The 17,309-nt window shown below is 53.9% G+C and carries 6 protein-coding genes; all 6 read left to right on the top strand.

Annotated features, from left to right (window positions below; all coding sequences use genetic code 11):
* Nucleotides 1-3 precede the first annotated feature (3 nt).
* On the top strand, nt 4-1,497 hold the full coding sequence (locus tag LX66_RS26045; protein ID WP_145719001.1) for a glycosyltransferase: 1,494 nt from the start codon (nt 4-6) through the stop codon (nt 1,495-1,497).
* Complete coding sequence (locus tag LX66_RS26040) at nt 1,484-7,783, top strand: non-ribosomal peptide synthetase (protein ID WP_145718999.1); 6,300 nt, start codon at nt 1,484-1,486, stop codon at nt 7,781-7,783. Before LX66_RS26045 ends, LX66_RS26040 begins: the two co-directional genes overlap by 14 nt.
* Before the next feature lie 10 nt (nt 7,784-7,793).
* Nucleotides 7,794-10,133, top strand: coding sequence for a penicillin acylase family protein (locus LX66_RS26035; RefSeq protein WP_145718997.1), 2,340 nt, complete (start codon nt 7,794-7,796; stop codon nt 10,131-10,133).
* Nucleotides 10,134-10,141: 8 nt separating this feature from the next.
* Nucleotides 10,142-10,501, top strand: a complete 360-nt coding sequence (locus LX66_RS26030) for a hypothetical protein (RefSeq protein WP_145718995.1) — start codon at nt 10,142-10,144, stop codon at nt 10,499-10,501.
* A gap of 6 nt (nt 10,502-10,507) precedes the next feature.
* Nucleotides 10,508-12,130 (top strand): MBL fold metallo-hydrolase, encoded by a 1,623-nt coding sequence (locus LX66_RS26025; protein WP_145718993.1) that lies wholly within the window; start codon nt 10,508-10,510, stop codon nt 12,128-12,130.
* A 51-nt stretch (nt 12,131-12,181) separates the two neighbouring features.
* Nucleotides 12,182-17,309 (top strand): non-ribosomal peptide synthetase (locus LX66_RS26020; protein ID WP_158642769.1); only part of this gene is annotated, 5,128 nt, incomplete at its 3' end.

Below are 17,309 nucleotides of genomic sequence, written 5' to 3'. Positions count from 1 at the left end.
GTAATGCAGGAAAAACCCCTTGTTTCGTGCCTTTGCCTGTCCTACCGGCGGCCCGGTTTTCTGACGAATGCTATTGAATGCTTCCAGTCGCAAACCTATCCCAACCGGGAACTGGTGGTGGTGGGTCATGCCGGGGATGAGGCTACCTGCCAGGTAGTCAGGAATGCGGCTGCCGCTAATATAAAATTCGTTGCTGCCCCTGCACTGTCGATGGGGCTGTTGAGAAACCTGGCTATCGAAGAATCCGCCGGCGAATATTTTTGCCAGTGGGATGATGATGACTGGCACCATAACAGCCGGCTGGAAATACAACTGGCCCAAATGAGAGCCAATGGCAAGCAGGCAAGTGTGGTGGCCTACCACCTGATGTACGACCGGCTCAATGAAGCGGCATACCTGTCTTTCCCCTTCATGTGGCCGCCTACCTTGCTTTGCAGCAGGAGCATCTATAACAGCGGGATCCAATATGAGGACATGCAGAAGGACGAAGGAGTGAACTTCCTCATGAAACTCTATATGTTTAACTACCTCTATCCCGTAGTGGCGCCTTACCTGTATACCTACATTTATCATGGTGACAACAGCCGGCAGTTCCGGCATTTTACCGGCCTCTTCTCTCAAAGTCAGCGGCTGTCAGCACAGGCCAGCATGATCGTGAAGCAGGCAGTGGGCGGAACGTATAATAAGGAATACGCTTCTGCGCTGCTGGCAGACACTGCGTTGGCAGACGAGTTTAACTATTTCGGCTATGCCGGTAATACTTATACCGGGCAGGAAGACGAACGCGGGGAAGAGTTTTTCAGGCTGCTGTCAGCAAAAACAGTGCTGAACGGACCTTTTAAAGGACTGAAGTACCCAGACCTGGAATCCGCCGGCAGCGCCATTATTCCCAAACTGACCGGCTCATATGAGCATGAGCTGTCGGAGATCATCTGCGGGATTATCGGGAATGACTATACGGACATCCTCGATATTGGCTGCGCAGAAGGCTATTATGCAAACGGGCTGGCGCTGAAGTGTCCCCGGGCCGCGGTATATGCTTATGACATTGATGAGAGGGCCAGGGACATTTGTAGAAAAATGGCCGTACTGAATGGGGTTAGCAACCGGGTGCATGTCAGGAGCGCTTGTACGGCTGCTACCATCGAGAATTTCAGGTTTTCAGGCAGGGGCCTGATCATATGCGATTGTGAAGGCTTCGAGTATGAATTGTTCAATGAAGATAATATTCAGCATCTCCGCGATTGCGACCTGCTGATAGAGACTCATGACTTTGTTAACATTAATATCAGTACCAGGTTGGCCGCGCTTTTCGGGCATACGCATGAGGTGGTGGTAGTAAAAAGTACGGATGATTTCCAGAAAGCCAAAAGCTATTCGTTTCCTCCTTTTCAGCACCTGACAGACCTGGCAGATAAAAAATACATCTACGCGGAGCACCGCCCCTGCATTATGGAATGGCTCTGGCTAAAGTCAAAGCGCTATGAAAAACTATAAACCTACCGTTTCCCAGCAACTGATCTGGCTGGACCAGGCCATTTCCCCCGGGTCTGCCAGGTATAACATAGGAGGTTACGCTTTCCTGGAAGGAGAACTGTCTTATGAGCACTTTAATACAGCCATCCGCGCAGTGCTGCAGAGTCAGGAAGTATATGCTACTGTTTTTTCTGCAGCAGGCGCTTTACAATGCCGGTTGCAGGAATTGCCGGCGGATTATGCCATGGGCATCATCGATTTTTCACGGGAAGAAGATCCGGAGCGGGCTGCCATGCGCTGGATGGAAGAGGACTTTGCCCGCTGCTTTGAAATGGAAGGCCGGCACCTTTTTCACTTTAAGCTATTGAAGGTCCATGCGCACCGGCATCTCTGGTATGCCAGGATCCACCACCTTATCGGGGATGGCTGGTCATTCAGGTTGTTGCTGAACCAGGCCGCCGGTTTCTACAGCGCATGCTGCGCGGGTGCACCGCTTACCCCACCGGAATATAAGTACAGCGACTATGCTGCGGAAGACGAAGCCTATTACCAGTCCGGCACCGCAGCGGATGACAGGGCCTTCTGGCTGAACGAGTACCGGGAACTGCCGCCTGTGCTTTTCAGGCCGGCATACCCGCTGGCGGATAACAGCATGGCCGGATCGGCCACGCTGCAGGTAGACCTGGCCATGAAGCAACGCTTGCAGCAAGTGGCGGATGCCGGTAAGGTCTCTCTTTTTCACCTGGTTACCGGCCTGGTGCTGGTGTATTTCGGAAGATTTACCCAACAACAGACCATTGCAGTAGGAGTGCCTGTACTGAACCGCACAAAAAAGAGCTACCGGCAAACCGCCGGTGTTTTCATGAACCTGCTGGCATTAAAGTTCACCGTCAATGAAGAAGATACTTTCCTTTCCGTATTAACGGATATCAAACAAAAAATGTCGGCTTCCCTGCGGCACCAGCGCTACCAGTATGGCAACCTGGTGAAGGACCTGCAGTTGCAGCAGGGCAACCGGCTTTTATATAATATACGCATCTCTTATGAGGACTTTGACTTTACGGCTGATTTCGGCGGGTTAAAGGCCGGCGCCGTTGCGCTTTCCAACCATGCGGAAGCAGATCCGCTGGCCATCTATGTGCGGGAATACAGCGGGCAGGGATTTGACGTGAGATTCATCTATAACCGCAGGTATTTCAGCCGGGAGGACATTGAGCTGCTGTGCAGGCGCATGAAACATATGATGGCGGCCCTGCCGGCAGATACCGGTATGCCGGTCCATGCGCTGCCACTGATGGATGAACAGGAACGCAGCGCAATATTGGCGATGTCGGCCGGCCCTGCAAGGCCACCGCAATACGCCACCTTTACAGCCATGTGGCAGGACGCAGTAGCCCGGTATCCGCAACATATTGCGATATCCTGCGGAGAGGAGCGTTTGACCTATGAAGACGTTCACCGGAAGGCCCTGCAACTTTCCCGGGCTATTGGCAGGTACAGGAACGGACCACAGGACAGGATCGCCATACTGGCGCCCCGCTCCGGCCAGGTGATCATCGCCATGCTGGCTGCGATGATGGCCGGGGTCCCGTACATACCAATAGACGAGCAGTATCCGGAACAACGTATTGGCTATATATTACAGGATGCCGCCTGCACCATATTGCTGACCTCCGGTAACGGGCCGCTGCCGGCAGGCATCCGGCAGGGACCGGCTATTGCCATACTGGATATTTCCCGCGTTATCGATTCTCCGGATGTGGAAGAAAAGGAGTATGCCGCTCCGGTACAGGCCGGCGATCCCTGTTACATTATCTACACGTCCGGTTCAACAGGGCAGCCCAAAGGGGTGCTGATCTCCCATCAGTCGCTGGCGGATTATACGCTTACTTTCCGGGAATACTTTGGCATTACCGCCCAGGATGTAGTGCTGCACCAGGCATCCGTCAGCTTTGATACCTCTGTGGAGGAGATCTTCCCTGTACTGTCAGCCGGTGGCAGGTTGCATATCCTCGAAAACGGGAAAGACCTGCTGATGTTAAAACATGCGCTGGAAGCCGGGCAGGTATCCGTACTCAGCACCAACCCCTGGGTGTTGAACTGGTTGAACCGGGAGCAGTTGCCGGCCACCCTGCGGGTGCTGATCAGCGGCGGGGATGTTTTAAAACCGGAGTACATAGGGAACCTGTTAAAGCAGGGCATTGCAGTTTATAACACCTACGGACCAACGGAAAGCACCGTTTGCGCTACCTACTACCAACTGAAAACCGCAACAGGGCCGGTCCCCATTGGAAGGCCCATTAGCAACCGGCAGGTGTATATCCTGGATGCCCGCCGGCAGTTGTGCCCTTTGGGAGCGGAAGGAGAGATATGTATAGGAGGCGAGGGACTGGCTTCAGCTTACCTGGACAGGGAGCGGCTAACTGCGGAAAAATTTCCGGATAATCCCCTGCTTCCCGGTACGCGCATATATACAACTGGGGACAGGGGAATAATGCTGGCAGACGGTAATATACTGTTCAGGGGTAGAATGGACGACCAGGTCAGCTACAGGGGATACCGCATAGAGCCACAGGAAATAGAGATGGTGATCAATGAGCATGAGGCGGTAGCGGATAGCATAGTGGAAGTGAAGGAAATAGCAGGTGCTCCTGTGTTAACGGCTTATATTAAATACGAGGGCAGCCGGCGGCTATCTTCCGCGGAGTGGCGGCAGTTGCTGGGCAGGAAGCTGCCTTCGCATATGATTCCCGGCGTATGGATGCCCGTGGACGCCTTTCCGCTGTTGCCCAACGGAAAGGTAGACAGGAAAGCGCTGCCTCTACCCGGCCCCGCAGCGGAAGACGAGGAGCCACAGGAAAAAATATTGCCGCGAACTGCCCTGGAGCGGCAGTTGCACGACATATGGAAAGAAGTGCTGCACCTGGACCGCATTGGCATAGATGATTCTTTCTTTGCATCAGGTGGCCATAGCCTGAATGTAATGGAACTTATTACCAGGCTAAGGGACAGGTTCAGCATCCACATAGCCTTGCATGATGTTTTTGAAAAGGATACCATCAGGGCGCAGGCAGCCCTGGTAGCAGAGGGCGCCCGTACAGAGAAAGCCGTTGTTAAGGAGGATGGCGCTTTACCTGCTGATGGTAGTTACCCGCTGACGCATGCCCAGCAGCGTATGTGGATATTAAGCCAGTTGGATGCAGCTTCGCAGGCGTATCATATTTCCGGTGTACTCAGGCTGCAGGGGGCCCTTGATCCCGCCCTGGTGGAGCAGGCTCTTGGCATCCTGTTGAGCAGGCATGATGCTTTGCGCACCCGTTTTATAGAGGACAGCACCGGCGTGGTCCGGCAGGAAGTTGTGCCGCCGGATTTGATAGGGAACAGCTTTCATGCGTTCGCGCAAATGGTTGATCCCTGCGATGAGAACAGCCTGCAGGAAAATATCCGCGCCGTGATTGCCTCCCCGTTCATATTATCGCAGGCGCCGTTGTTGCGCACCGCTTTGATCCGGGTAGCTGCTGCTGAATACCTGTTGGTGTATGTAATGCACCATATTATCAGCGACGGGTGGTCCATGGAGATATTATTACGGGAATTTATGACGGCATATGGTGCGCTGGCCACACAGCAGGAAGTATCCCTGCCGCGGCACCGCCATCCGCTCAGCTACTACATGCACAGGGTGGCTTGGCAGGATGAAGAACAGTGGATTGCTGCCGGCAACTATTGGCAGCAGCAGCTATCCGGCAGGCTGCCGGTAGCAGACCTGCCGGCGCAGCGTCCCCGCCCTGCTTTAAAGACCTACGCAGGCAGCGAGGTGGTAAAATATTTAACTGCAGATCACTACGAACGTTTACAGGCGTTCTGTGAACAGGAAGGCGTCACTTTGTTTACCGCGTTGTTTGCCACGCTCAACGCGCTCGTGTACCGTTATACCGGCCAGGAAGCTACGATGATCGGTACGCCTGTTGCTGACCGGGATGAAGCCGGCCTGCAGGACCATATAGGCCTTTTCCTGAGCATGCTGCCGGTGAGGACCCGGTTCGCCGGCGCCGCATCGTTCCGGACCTTATTGCAGGTACAGAAGCAGGCGCTGCTGGAGGCGTACCGGTTTTACAGGTATCCTTTAAATGAAATGCTGCAAAAGCTGCAATACAGGAATGATCCCAGCAGATCCCCCCTGTTTGACATACTGATCGTGCTGCATAACCAGTCCGTTGCCGGCGGAATCGCCGGAGAAGCGGCCGCCGGCGGCATACCCGGCGTGCAGGTAAGCGCATTTGAGCCGGTACCCAGGGAAACAAGCCAGTTTGATATGACCTTTGCCTTCTTTTATGAAGGGGGCTCCATAAAATTGCGCCTGGAATATAATACAGACCTCTTTGACCGTTGGTTTGCAATGCAGATGGCGGCACATTTCGTTGATCTGTCCCTGCAGATGCTGGAAGCTCCGGATCAGCCGGTTGCGCTTGTCAGCTACCTCGCAAACCATGATACAGCGATGTTACATCCTGGCGCTGCTGGCCTGGTCTCCGCCGGTCAGCATTCCCATATTATTGCCTGCCTGTACGCCCGTGCTGCGCAGCAGCCGGATGCTATAGCACTGGTGGATAACATGCGGCGGTTAACATACAGCGCCTTGCTGAAGCTGGTGCAGCAGGCAGCATCCTATCTGCAACATGAAAAGGGAGTGCGGAAAGGTGACTTTGTGGGCGTAATGCTGGAGCCGGATGGATGGCTGCCGGTTTGCATGTACGCAATATGGCTGGCCGGGGCCGTATACGTACCTGTTAATCCCGCTTACCCTGAACTGCGCCGGCAGATGATCATGACAGATGCAGGTTGCCGCGTGGTATTGACAGCCGAAGATATACCTGCGATCAGCGCGTATCCGGGTACGGGCCAGGTGCCGCAATGCCAGCCGGAAGCACTGGCCTACGTGCTGTATACTTCCGGTACTACCGGCCGGCCCAAAGGAGTGGCGGTTGCTCACATGGCGCTGCTGGAAAAACTGCAGGCGGAGCTGGATCTGCTGGCATTACAGGGGCCGGTGAACTCCTGCCTGATTACCAATTACTGCTTCGATGTTTCCTTCCTCGAACTTTTATTGCCCTTACTGTCAGCAGGCAGGCTAGTGGCGCCGGGCCCCGCTGCGCTTTTCCAGCACGAAAGCCTGGCCTCCCTGATGGTGACGGAAAAGATAAATGTCCTTCATGGCACGCCTACGTTTATAGACGCATTTTTCAGGTACCTGTCGGATGAGGTTTGTGAGCGCCTGTCCGGTACCTTACAGGTAATTTGCCTGGGCGGAGAGTCGCTTTACCGGAAACTGTTTGACCACCTGAAACGGCAGCTTCCCGGTGTGCAGGTCAATAACCACTACGGACCTACGGAGGCGATTATACACGCGGTAGTGAATGAGGATATCCGGTTCTTTGAAAGGAATATTATAGGCAAACCTATGAGGGGAGTACGCGCTTATGTAATGGATGCGCAGTTGCAACCTGTGCCGCCTGGCGTGACAGGGGAATTGTATGTAGGCGGCAAAGCTGCGCTGGCGGCGGGGTACCTGCACCAGGAGGAGGAAACGGCCGCCAGGTTTATTGACAATCCCTTTGTACCCGGTGAAAAGATATACAGCACGGGCGACCTGGCCAGGTGGACGAATGAAGAAACCCTGGAGTTCATTGGAAGGGCAGACAACCAGGTAAAGATCAGGGGGCTGCGGGTGGAGCCGGAAGAAATACAGCGTGCGCTGGAGCAGCATCCGGCCATCAGCCAGGTGGTTGTGCATTGTCATTGGCAGGGGGAGCACGCCTGCCTGGTAGCCTTTATAGTGTCGGGTAGCAGGCTGGAGCAGCAGACCGTAAAATCATATCTCAGGAAATTCCTGCCGGATTATATGATTCCCGCTTACTGCATACAGGTGGACCAGATACCGCTTAATGAGAACGGGAAGATCGACAAAGCATTATTGATGGAGCAGGTGCACCTGTCATTCAGCACAGCGGAAATAGCAGCGCCGCGCACTGCTACAGAACAGGCGCTGGTGAAGCTCTGGGAAACCCTGTTGCAAAGAGCGCCGCTGGGTATAAAGGATAATTTCTTTGACCTGGGAGGAAACAGTATGCTGCTGGTAAGAATGCGCATGGAGCTGAAGCAGCAGCTTGACATACACCTGACTGTAAAGGATCTGCTGGGCCTGTTGACCATAGAGGAACTGGCGGCTGCGGTAGATGGATTATTGTGGTTGAAGCAGGAGACTGATCCTGTTACAGGTCAGCAACTGGAAGAATTTATAATATGATCTCTGTTTTATGAAGCGATTCCTTGGCGTATTACTCCTGGTATTACTGGCAGCAGCCTGGCTATACCTGACCAACTATCATTTTCACGGGCTGGGCTCCCTGCAGCAACTGGCAGACTACCGGAAAGGCATACTGGGGAAGGAAGCCCTGCCGGAAAACAGCGGCACGGTGCTGGCCGGCCCTGCAGGTGCTGCCACCATAGACATTGATACGCTGGGCATTCCGCATATTTTTGGCAGCAATGCCAATGCCCTCGCATATGCGGCCGGCTACATGCACGCAAGAGACCGGTATTTCCAGATGGAACTGCTGGCCTTTGCCGTAATGGGGCGCCTGTCCGAGATCATAGGGGCCGATGGTATTTACTCCGACCAGAACTGGAAAAGGTTCGACCTGGAAGAAAGAGCCAGGCGGCTCCTGGATACCCTGGCGCTGACGCAGCCGGACCTCTTCAGTTATCTCAATGCCTACGCGCTGGGTGTGAATGCTTACATCAGCCGGGAAGATGACGCACACAGGGACCCCATGTACCTGATATGGAACTACCAGCCGGGCGCCTGGAAGCCTTACTATTCCTTCCTGGTGCAATGGTACATGAGTTTTGACCTGACCTTTTATGATGATTATTTTGACAGGCAGGAAATACTGGATAAGTTACCCCCGGCGGTGCGCAGCATACTGTATCCTGACCGCCCTGATAAGCCGTCTTTCATTATACCCGGGCAGGCCGAACCCACCCTGCAGGGTACACGCGGCAACATGCTGGCAGAATGCTTTAAACCGCACATCCCATCTGTTGGTTATGCCGCCAGGCCCACAAACAGGAGCCTGGGCAGCAATAACTGGGTGGTGGGAGCCACGCACACTGAATCCGGGCAGTTATTCCTGTGCAACGACCTGCACCTTTTCCTGACCAACCCCGGTATTTTCTACGAAATGCAGCTTAAATGCCCCGGGATGCACGTATACGGTTATACGATACCGGGTGTACCCCTGGTGCTTACGGGGCATAACGAGCGGATAGCCTGGGGTATTACCAACGGTGGCTGGGATGTAACAGAACAGTACCTGCTGCGGCTCAACCCTTCCAATAAGGGGCAGTACTGGCTGGACGGAAAATGGGCGGATATGGACACCCGGCACTATGCGATTCATGTAAAAGGACAATCGCCACAGCATATACAGGTCAGGTATACCGTATTCGGTCCTGTGGTGGAACGGGATTCCCTGGTATATGCCCTCCGCTGGCATCCCGCGCAGGGCGGCCATGCTATCCAGGCGTTCTGGAAGCTTGGCAAAGCAGGTAACTGGCCCGGGTTCAGGGAGGCATTACGCGGGTATGATTATCCTTCGCAGAATTTTGTATATGGTGATATACAAGGAAATATCGGCATGATCTGCGCCGGCAGCATGCCCGTCAAACCGCCCGGCTATGCCGGCGGGCTGCTGGATGGCAGGGTGTCGCCCTTGCGGCAGTATGTGCCTTTCGATGCGCTTCCGATGTCCTATAACCCTGACCGTAACTACCTGTTTTCTGCTAACCAGGAGCCGGTTAACGGCGACTACTATTATGCTGCCCGCTGGTTTGCCGACCTGTACCGGCCGTCCAGGATCAACAATATTTTATCCGCCGGGAAACATTTCAGCCGGGAGGATATGCGGCAAATGCAACTGGATGTAACCGATCTCTCGGTACAGGACCTGCATACATTGCTGGACAAGTATGCACACCCGGCAGTGCTGTCCGCCAACTGGCAGGCTATCCGGCAGTGGGAGGGCCGGATAGACGCCACAAAAAAGGAAGCCGCCTTCTATAAAGCATTCCGCGAAGCAGCAGGCATCAGCAGCAGGCGCCTGGCAACCTCACTGGATGTAAGATCTCCCCCTTCATTTGATCAATTTATGCACTTCCTGTTGTGCAATGACTCGTTAACGTACAAAGAACGTCCAATAACGCCCCGCAAGTGCTTCCTGGAACTCATGGCGCTTACAGATTCCGTATACGCAGCCGGGAAGCACGCGGGCGCCGCCTATGCTTTTAGTATTCCCCAGTTCACTTTCCTGCCCGGCCTGGACATCCGGGTAGAGGGCCTGGGTGGCAATGACAACACGATCAATGTAAATCACGGTGCGCATCCTGTTATCCGTACCATCATTGAGCTGAAAGGAACCGGTATCCGCTCCTGGATGGTAAACGCTATCGGGCAGACCGGCCGGCTGAACGAAAAGAACTATACACAGCAACTGGCGTCCTGGAAAGAGAACCAGGTGCATCCCACCCGCTTTGTTACCTCTCCTGGCGACCTGGAGGGCATTACAGAACGGATCATCTTTTCACCTAAAGAATAACCTGTTTTATGAGGAACAAATATGGCTACTACGCGCTGCTGCTGTTGCTGCTGGCAGGCATGCACCTGTTGCTGAGCGGTGGCTGGCTGGCTGCAGCATGGTGCATCCTCGGCATCTTGCTGGCGCTCCGGCTAAGGCGGGAGCGGTTCCTGCTGCTGTACGTACTCGGGATGGAAACGGTTATCGGCGCCGGCTATGGTTTTTTTACAGGGTATAGCGGCGGGCAACTGGATTACCTCGCGCAGCGGTCTTCCATACCCGTGCCGGCCTGGATCGGTATATCCGTTGCCGTGAATGTTATAACCGCAGTTTTATGTATGGCAGCTTCCTACTATGGCGTGCTGCTGCTGAAAAGGACCCAAAAATAACCTACTATGAGTCAGGAACTAATGTACTTAAAACCCAATGTGGTCATTGAGCCTTTGATCGATTCCTGGTATGCATGGACGCACCTTGTGTCGCCGGCTACTGCTGCCATGAATATTGTTAAGCGGCATATGGAGATTATGGACTCTTACCTGCAGAACCCCGCGGCCCATGTACAGGCCGTGGCAAATCCCCGGATGCTCGGCGGTCCCTTTATGGACCTGAAGGAAGAGCGGGCGCCCGAAGTGAAAGCATTGCGGGAAAGGACCTTGCAGGAGCGGGCAGATATGTTTGAGCTGGCAAAGGCTATCCGGGAGCTGAATACCATGCTGCAAACGCACGCAAAGGGCTACTCCCTGGAATCATTGTACAGCAAAGTGCCCGATGTGCTGAAAGGCTTCGTGGAACTACACTACGATCTGAATAATAATCCTTCTTTCCGGTTCTTTGAATCACTACTCTATAAGAGTAAATATTATGATCCTGCGGCGCAAAGCATTGCGCTGTGGATCACGGATAATGATCACCGCCCTTTTGTGCTCAGCACGCCGCGGCTGGAGGAGCCGCATGTGCTCCGCCTGCCTGTACCTTTCAGCCATCCGGGCATAGATAAACTGGCCATGATGAAACGCTCGCCCCGGTCCCTGGAGCACATCCGGCAGTTGCTGGAAATAACACCCGACCAGGAACCGCTTTTCAGGCAGTTGTTCACAACAACGCCCCATCCGGCCTATAACAGGTACACGGGCGATAAAATAAGAATGCGCTACTTCGGGCATGCCTGTATACTGGTAGAGACAAAAGAGGTAAGCGTGCTGCTGGACCCCCTCATCAGCTATTATGGCTATCATTCCAGCATCGAGCACTTTTCGGACGTGGACCTGCCGGATGTGATAGACTATGCGGTGATCACCCATAATCACCAGGATCACATCCTGTTTGAAACGCTGCTGCCTCTGAGGCACAAGATCAGGAACCTCATCGTTCCCCGTACAAGGGGCGGGAGGCTGGAAGACCCGGCGCTTAAGCTGATGCTTAACCAGATAGGGTTTAATAATGTGGTGGAGCTGGATGAAATGGAGACCATCACCTTTGAAGATGCGGCTATTACCGGCCTGCCCTTTACCGGCGAGCATTGTGATCTGAATATCCAATCCAAGCTTTGTTACCATGTACAGATAGGCGCTTTCAGTCTCCTGTTCATGGCCGATTCGAGAATTATGGAGCCTGCGCTGTATCAGCATATTCACCGGGAAACAGGAGATGTGGACGTTATCTTCCTGGGTATGGAATGTGATGGCGCGCCGCTCAGTTGGTTATACGGCCCCCTGATGCCCAGGAAGCTTCCCCGCGACCAGGACGGCAGCAGGAGACTGGCAGGTTCGGATTGCGCAAAGGGAATGGCCCTGGTGGATATTTTCAATCCCGCAGAAATGTACGTATATGCCATGGGACAGGAGCCCTGGCTGGAATTTATCAGCAGCATTAAGTATACAGATGAATCTAACCCCATAGTTCAGTCCAACAGGCTTATTGAGCGCTGCCGGGAAAAAGGGATCATAGCGGAACGCCTGTTTGGTGAAAAGGAAATTTTGTATGAAAAACAAGAACAATTCATCCTCAATAAATAAAATATGGGATCAATACGGCCAGAAACAGATTTAGACCGGTTTATTGGATCTATGAGGGAGCGGGGCGTGATTCTGAAGGTGGACGAAGAAAATAACCTGGATATTGATGCGCCCAAAGGGGTACTGGAACAGTCATTTGTGGAAGCAATAAGATCAAGGAAGCAGGAGCTGCTGGATTATCTCAGGAATATCACGCACAATGCCGGGGCAGAGGGCAGTATACCCAGGGCGCCGGTATTGCCTGCATATGACCTGTCTTCCTCGCAGATGAACGTCTGGATCACGAATGAGATCTGGGATGATCATACGGTGAACAATATTGACACCACAATGGTCTGGACGGCGGATTTTGACCCGGTGAAATTTGAACACGCGGTGCAGGCCATGATCGAACGGCATGAGATACTCAGGACCGTATTCAGGGAAGATGGGAACGGTAAAGTAATGCAGGTGGTGCTGCCACCGGAGCAGGTGGATTTCAGGTTGTCCTACTTTGATTTCCGGTACGAGCAAGACCGGTATGAGAAAAGGGAAATATTGCTCAGGGAAGATGCCAACAAGCCTTTCAACCTGCGTACAGGCCCCTTGCTCAGGGTTACCTTATACCGCCTGGAAGAGGAAACCTACTACATACATCCCACCATGCACCATATCATCAGTGACGGATGGTCATTAACGGTGCTGATAAGAGAAGTTTTTATTTATTACGAAGCGCTCATAAAAGGGGAGCCGGCTGCGCTGGAGCCGCTCAGGATACATTATAAGGACTACGCCGCATGGCAGCAGGAGCAATTGCATACGGAGAAGTTCCGGGAGCACCAGCTTTACTGGACGGCCCGTTTCCGGGAAAGCTGGCAGTTGCTGGACCTGTTTGCCGGCAATGTCCGTCCTGCCGTGCAAACGATCAATGGCCGGGTCCTGAGGACTGTGATCAATGAAACGCTCGCCACGCGTTTGAAGGAGTTTTGCCTTAAGCAGAAGGGAAGCCTGTTTATGGGATTAGTGGCTTTACTGCGTGTATTCCTGTACAGGTACACGGGGCAGAAAGACCTGGTGCTGGGCACGCCGGTGGCAGGCAGGAATCACCCGGACCTGCACAACCAGATCGGGTATTACATTAATACCCTGGCATTAAGGACCCCCTTGCAGGAAGGGGACACCTTCACGGGCCTTTTTGACCGTGTGCGCACCGACGTTATGAATGCATTTGAGCACCAGGACTATCCCTTTAATAAGCTACTGGAGGATATAGCAGTGAAAAGGGACCTGAGCAGGAATGCGTTGTTTGATATTATGATCGGCCTGCAAAATTTCAGTGATAACCCGGATCATAACTATGCCGCCGCAGGTATGGAGGATGCCATTGAGGACTGGGGCTATTCCCGGCCCAGGTATGACCTGTTCTTTGAATTCATAGAAATGGGTAATGAGCTGGACATGCGGCTGGAGTTCAATACGGATATTTATGACAAGGCTGCTATGCACCGTCTTATAGCGCATTATAAGTGTCTGCTCGAGGCGTTGCTGGCGCAGCCGTCCGCACCGGTGGCTGAAGTAGACTACCTGTCGCCTGCAGAGCGGAAGCAATTGCTGACGGCTTTTAATGATACGGCAGTGGTCTACCCTGCTGATAAGACTATGCTCGACCTGTTTGCTGCACAGGTGGAACAGCGGCCCTCCGGTATTGCGGTTGTTGATGAAGAAGGCAATGCCATCAGCTACCAGGAGCTGGATGAGCGGGCTTCCGCCCTGGCGCGTTACCTGCGTAGCTGCGGCGTGCAGCAGGAAACGCTGGTGCCCCTGCTGCAGGAGCGTTCGGTAGAACTGATCGTCAGCATGCTGGCCGTGTTGAAGGCGGGGGGCGCTTATCTGCCCATTGATCCTTCCTACCCACAGGAAAGAGTGGCTTACATGCTGTCGGACACCGGCGCAGGCCTGATCATCGCGCATAGTAAATACGCCCGCCTGCTGGAAGCGCAGGAAACGCTGCACCGGGTTTATATAGATCGTGACAGGGCGCTGCCGGACAATCTTCATGAGGTATTACCTCCGCAGGTGCAGCCATCAGGCCTCGCCTACATCATTTATACCTCCGGCTCTACCGGCCAGCCCAAAGGGGTGATGATCACGCATACCTCCGTGGTGAACCTGGTGCACTGGCATATCAACCGTTATGATGTAAAACCCGGGGCACACGCTACAGCTATGCTGGGCCCGGGTTTCGATGCCTTTGCGCTGGAGGTGTGGTCTGCCCTGTTGTCCGGTGCCGCGTTATATATAGTGGGAGATGAGCTGAAGCTGGACCCTGCCGCGCTGCTGGATTTCTATAAGGCAAACGGCATCACGCATACATTTGTACCGACAGCACTGGTGCAGGGACTGGTTAGCCAGGAACAGCCGGAAGGCTTGTTGTTAAAATATGTGCTGATCGGTGGCGACCGCCTGCCGGAAGTAGCGATCGGCCATTTGAGCTATACGCTGGTCAACCAGTATGGCCCCACTGAGAGCACGGTGATGGTCACGGATTATCCTATACTTGAACAGACGGGTAAACAGCCGCCGGTGGGCAAGCCGCTGTGGAACACCTATGTTCGGATACTGGACAGCCATCAGGGACTGGTGCCGGTAGGGGTGGCCGGAGAGTTGTGCATAGGCGGCGTACAGTTGGCGCGCGGCTACCTGAATAAACCGGAGCTGACGGCGAGCCGTTTTATATCAGACCCTTACCTTCCGGGGGAGCGTCTGTACCGGACGGGAGACCAGGCGCGCTGGCTGCCGGATGGTAACATTGCGTTTATCGGTCGTATAGACGACCAGGTAAAGATCCGGGGTTACCGCATAGAGCCGGGAGATGTTGAGCATGGTCTGCTTCGTGTTCCCGGCATCCGGGCTGCAGTGGTGAAGGTGGTGTTTGAGGAGAACGGCGCCGCGTCGCTGGCGGGATATTTTACGTCAGAAGAGCCGCTGTCACCGGCGCAGGTACGCGCGCAGTTGTCCGGTCATTTGCCGGCTTACATGGTGCCGGCGTACCTGGTGGAGGTGGAGGGTTTTACGTTAACGCCGAACGGGAAGGTGGATAAGGATTGCCTGCCGCATCCCTCTGAGCTGGGTCTGGTGAGCGGGGTTGAATATGTAGCTCCGGTCAATGCGGTAGAGCATGCGCTGGCGGAAGTATATGGAGAGGTGCTGAAGCGCGAGCGTGTGAGTGTGCAGGACAGTTTTTTTGACCTGGGAGGAGATTCGATCAAGGCGATCCTGCTGATCAACCGCCTGAAGCAACGTGGCTATACGGTGAAGGTGGGAGATGTGCTGAAGTACCCTGTGATAGCGGAAGTAGCGAAGCATACGCGGGTGGTGACACCGGAGGCGCCGGAGAATAATAAACCTTTGCAGGAGGGCTTTACCTACCGGCAGCTACTCCCGGAAGAGCTGGAAGCCATCTGCAGTGCCGGTGAGGTATCGGATATTTACGAACTGTCGCCGCTGCAGGAGGGCATTTATTATCACTGGCTGGCTGAGCCGGGTACCACAGCATATGTACAACAGACATCCTACCGGATGAAAGGCGCCCTGCAGGTAAAGGTTATACAGGAAAGCTATGAATACCTGGTGGCTCGTCATGCTGTGTTGCGCACTTCGTTCAGCCATGAATATGGTTCCCGGAACCTGCAGATAGTAAGGAAGCAGGTGCAGGCCGGTTTTATATACCAGGATATAGGCAACCTGGAAGATAAAGAAGCGTATGTTACGCATTATAAGCAGCAGGACCGCAAAAAAGGTTTTGACCTGGGCAGTGGCTCCCAGATGCGACTGTCCGTACTGGACCTGGGAGGTGAGGAATATGAGTTGGTATGGAGCCATCATCATATACTCATGGATGGCTGGTGTGCTACGGTGCTGATCAATGAATTTTATGTCATTTATCAATATCTTTTAAATGACCGGCCTCCCTTGCTGGACAAGCCAGCGGCATATGTCAATTACATCCGTTGGTTGTTCCGCCAGGACAAGGCCCGGAGCTTGCAGTACTGGAAGGAGTACCTTGCAGCATATGGAAGCCTGGCTGCTATTCCTTTCAGGGAAAAGGCACAGGAAGGAACGCCGTATGTTTTGGCAGAAACACATTTAATGCTGGATGCGGAAAAGCTTGCTGCTATACAGGCGGTATGCCGCCAGGCAGAAGTTACTGAAAATACTTTTGTACAGAGTGCCTGGGCCTACCTGCTGAGCTGCTATAACCATACCCAGGATGTGGTGTTCGGCGCTGTGGTCTCGGGGAGGCCCGGAGAGCTGGACGGTGTGGATACCATGATGGGACTGTTCATTAACACTATCCCTGTACGTATAGCCTACGACGATAGTACTACGGCCAGGTCGCTGTTGAAAAAAGTGCAGCAGGAAGCGATCGCGTCATTGCCTTATCACTACCTGCAGTTGTCGGAAATACAGGCAGAGAGCCCGTTGGGGAATAAGCTGTTTGATCATGTACTGGGTTTCCTGAATTACCCGGAGGAATTAAACATACCGGGTACGGCTGCGGAAACCGGGGGGCTGGAAAAGCTGGAGCTGCTGTCCCAGGACGCAGTGAACGAATCGAATTATGACTTTAACATTATTACTTTCCTGGTGCCCGGCGGCATGTGGGTGATCTTCAGGTACAATGCTGCCGTGTATTCCGCTGCATCTGTGCAGCGGATAAAGGAGCACTTTGCGGGCGTGCTGGAAGGTTTTATGACAGGAGCAGACAGCCCCTTAACGGCTATGGATTACCTTCCGGCTGGAGAGCGTCATCAGTTGCTGTACGATTTTAATGACACGGCATTTCCTTACCCTGATGCCCAGTCGATCCCGGACCTGTTTGCGGGGTGGGTGGAGCGTGTTGGCGACAGTGCAGCGTTGGTGCATGAGGGGCGTACGCTGAGCTATCGGGAGCTGGACGAACAGAGCAATCAACTGGCGCATTACCTGCAGCGGCAGGGCGTAGGGGAGGGCAGCGTGGTGCCGGTGCTGCTGGACCGTTCTTTGGAGCTGGTGCTCAGCCTGCTGGCAGTGCTGAAGGCAGGCGGTGCTTATGTGCCGGTTGATCCGGCCTACCCTGCGGAGCGTATTTCGTATATGCTGTCTGATACAGGATCGCGGCTGCTGTTGACGCATAGTTATTACACGGACCTGCTGGAAG

Source organism: Chitinophaga japonensis, assembly GCF_007830125.1.
Lineage (GTDB): Bacteria > Bacteroidota > Bacteroidia > Chitinophagales > Chitinophagaceae > Chitinophaga > Chitinophaga japonensis.
This window is presented reverse-complemented; position numbering and strand designations above follow the sequence as displayed.

Bases quoted from the DNA above. Each gene is read 5' to 3' on its own strand.
- LX66_RS26025 (WP_145718993.1), top strand. From the start codon at position 10,508: ATGAGTCAGGAACTAATGTACTTAAAACCCAATGTGGTCATTGAGCCT.
- LX66_RS26035 (WP_145718997.1), top strand. From the start codon at position 7,794: ATGAAGCGATTCCTTGGCGTATTACTCCTGGTATTACTGGCAGCAGCC.
- LX66_RS26030 (WP_145718995.1), top strand. From the start codon at position 10,142: ATGAGGAACAAATATGGCTACTACGCGCTGCTGCTGTTGCTGCTGGCA.
- LX66_RS26045 (WP_145719001.1), top strand. From the start codon at position 4: ATGCAGGAAAAACCCCTTGTTTCGTGCCTTTGCCTGTCCTACCGGCGG.
- LX66_RS26040 (WP_145718999.1), top strand. From the start codon at position 1,484: ATGAAAAACTATAAACCTACCGTTTCCCAGCAACTGATCTGGCTGGAC.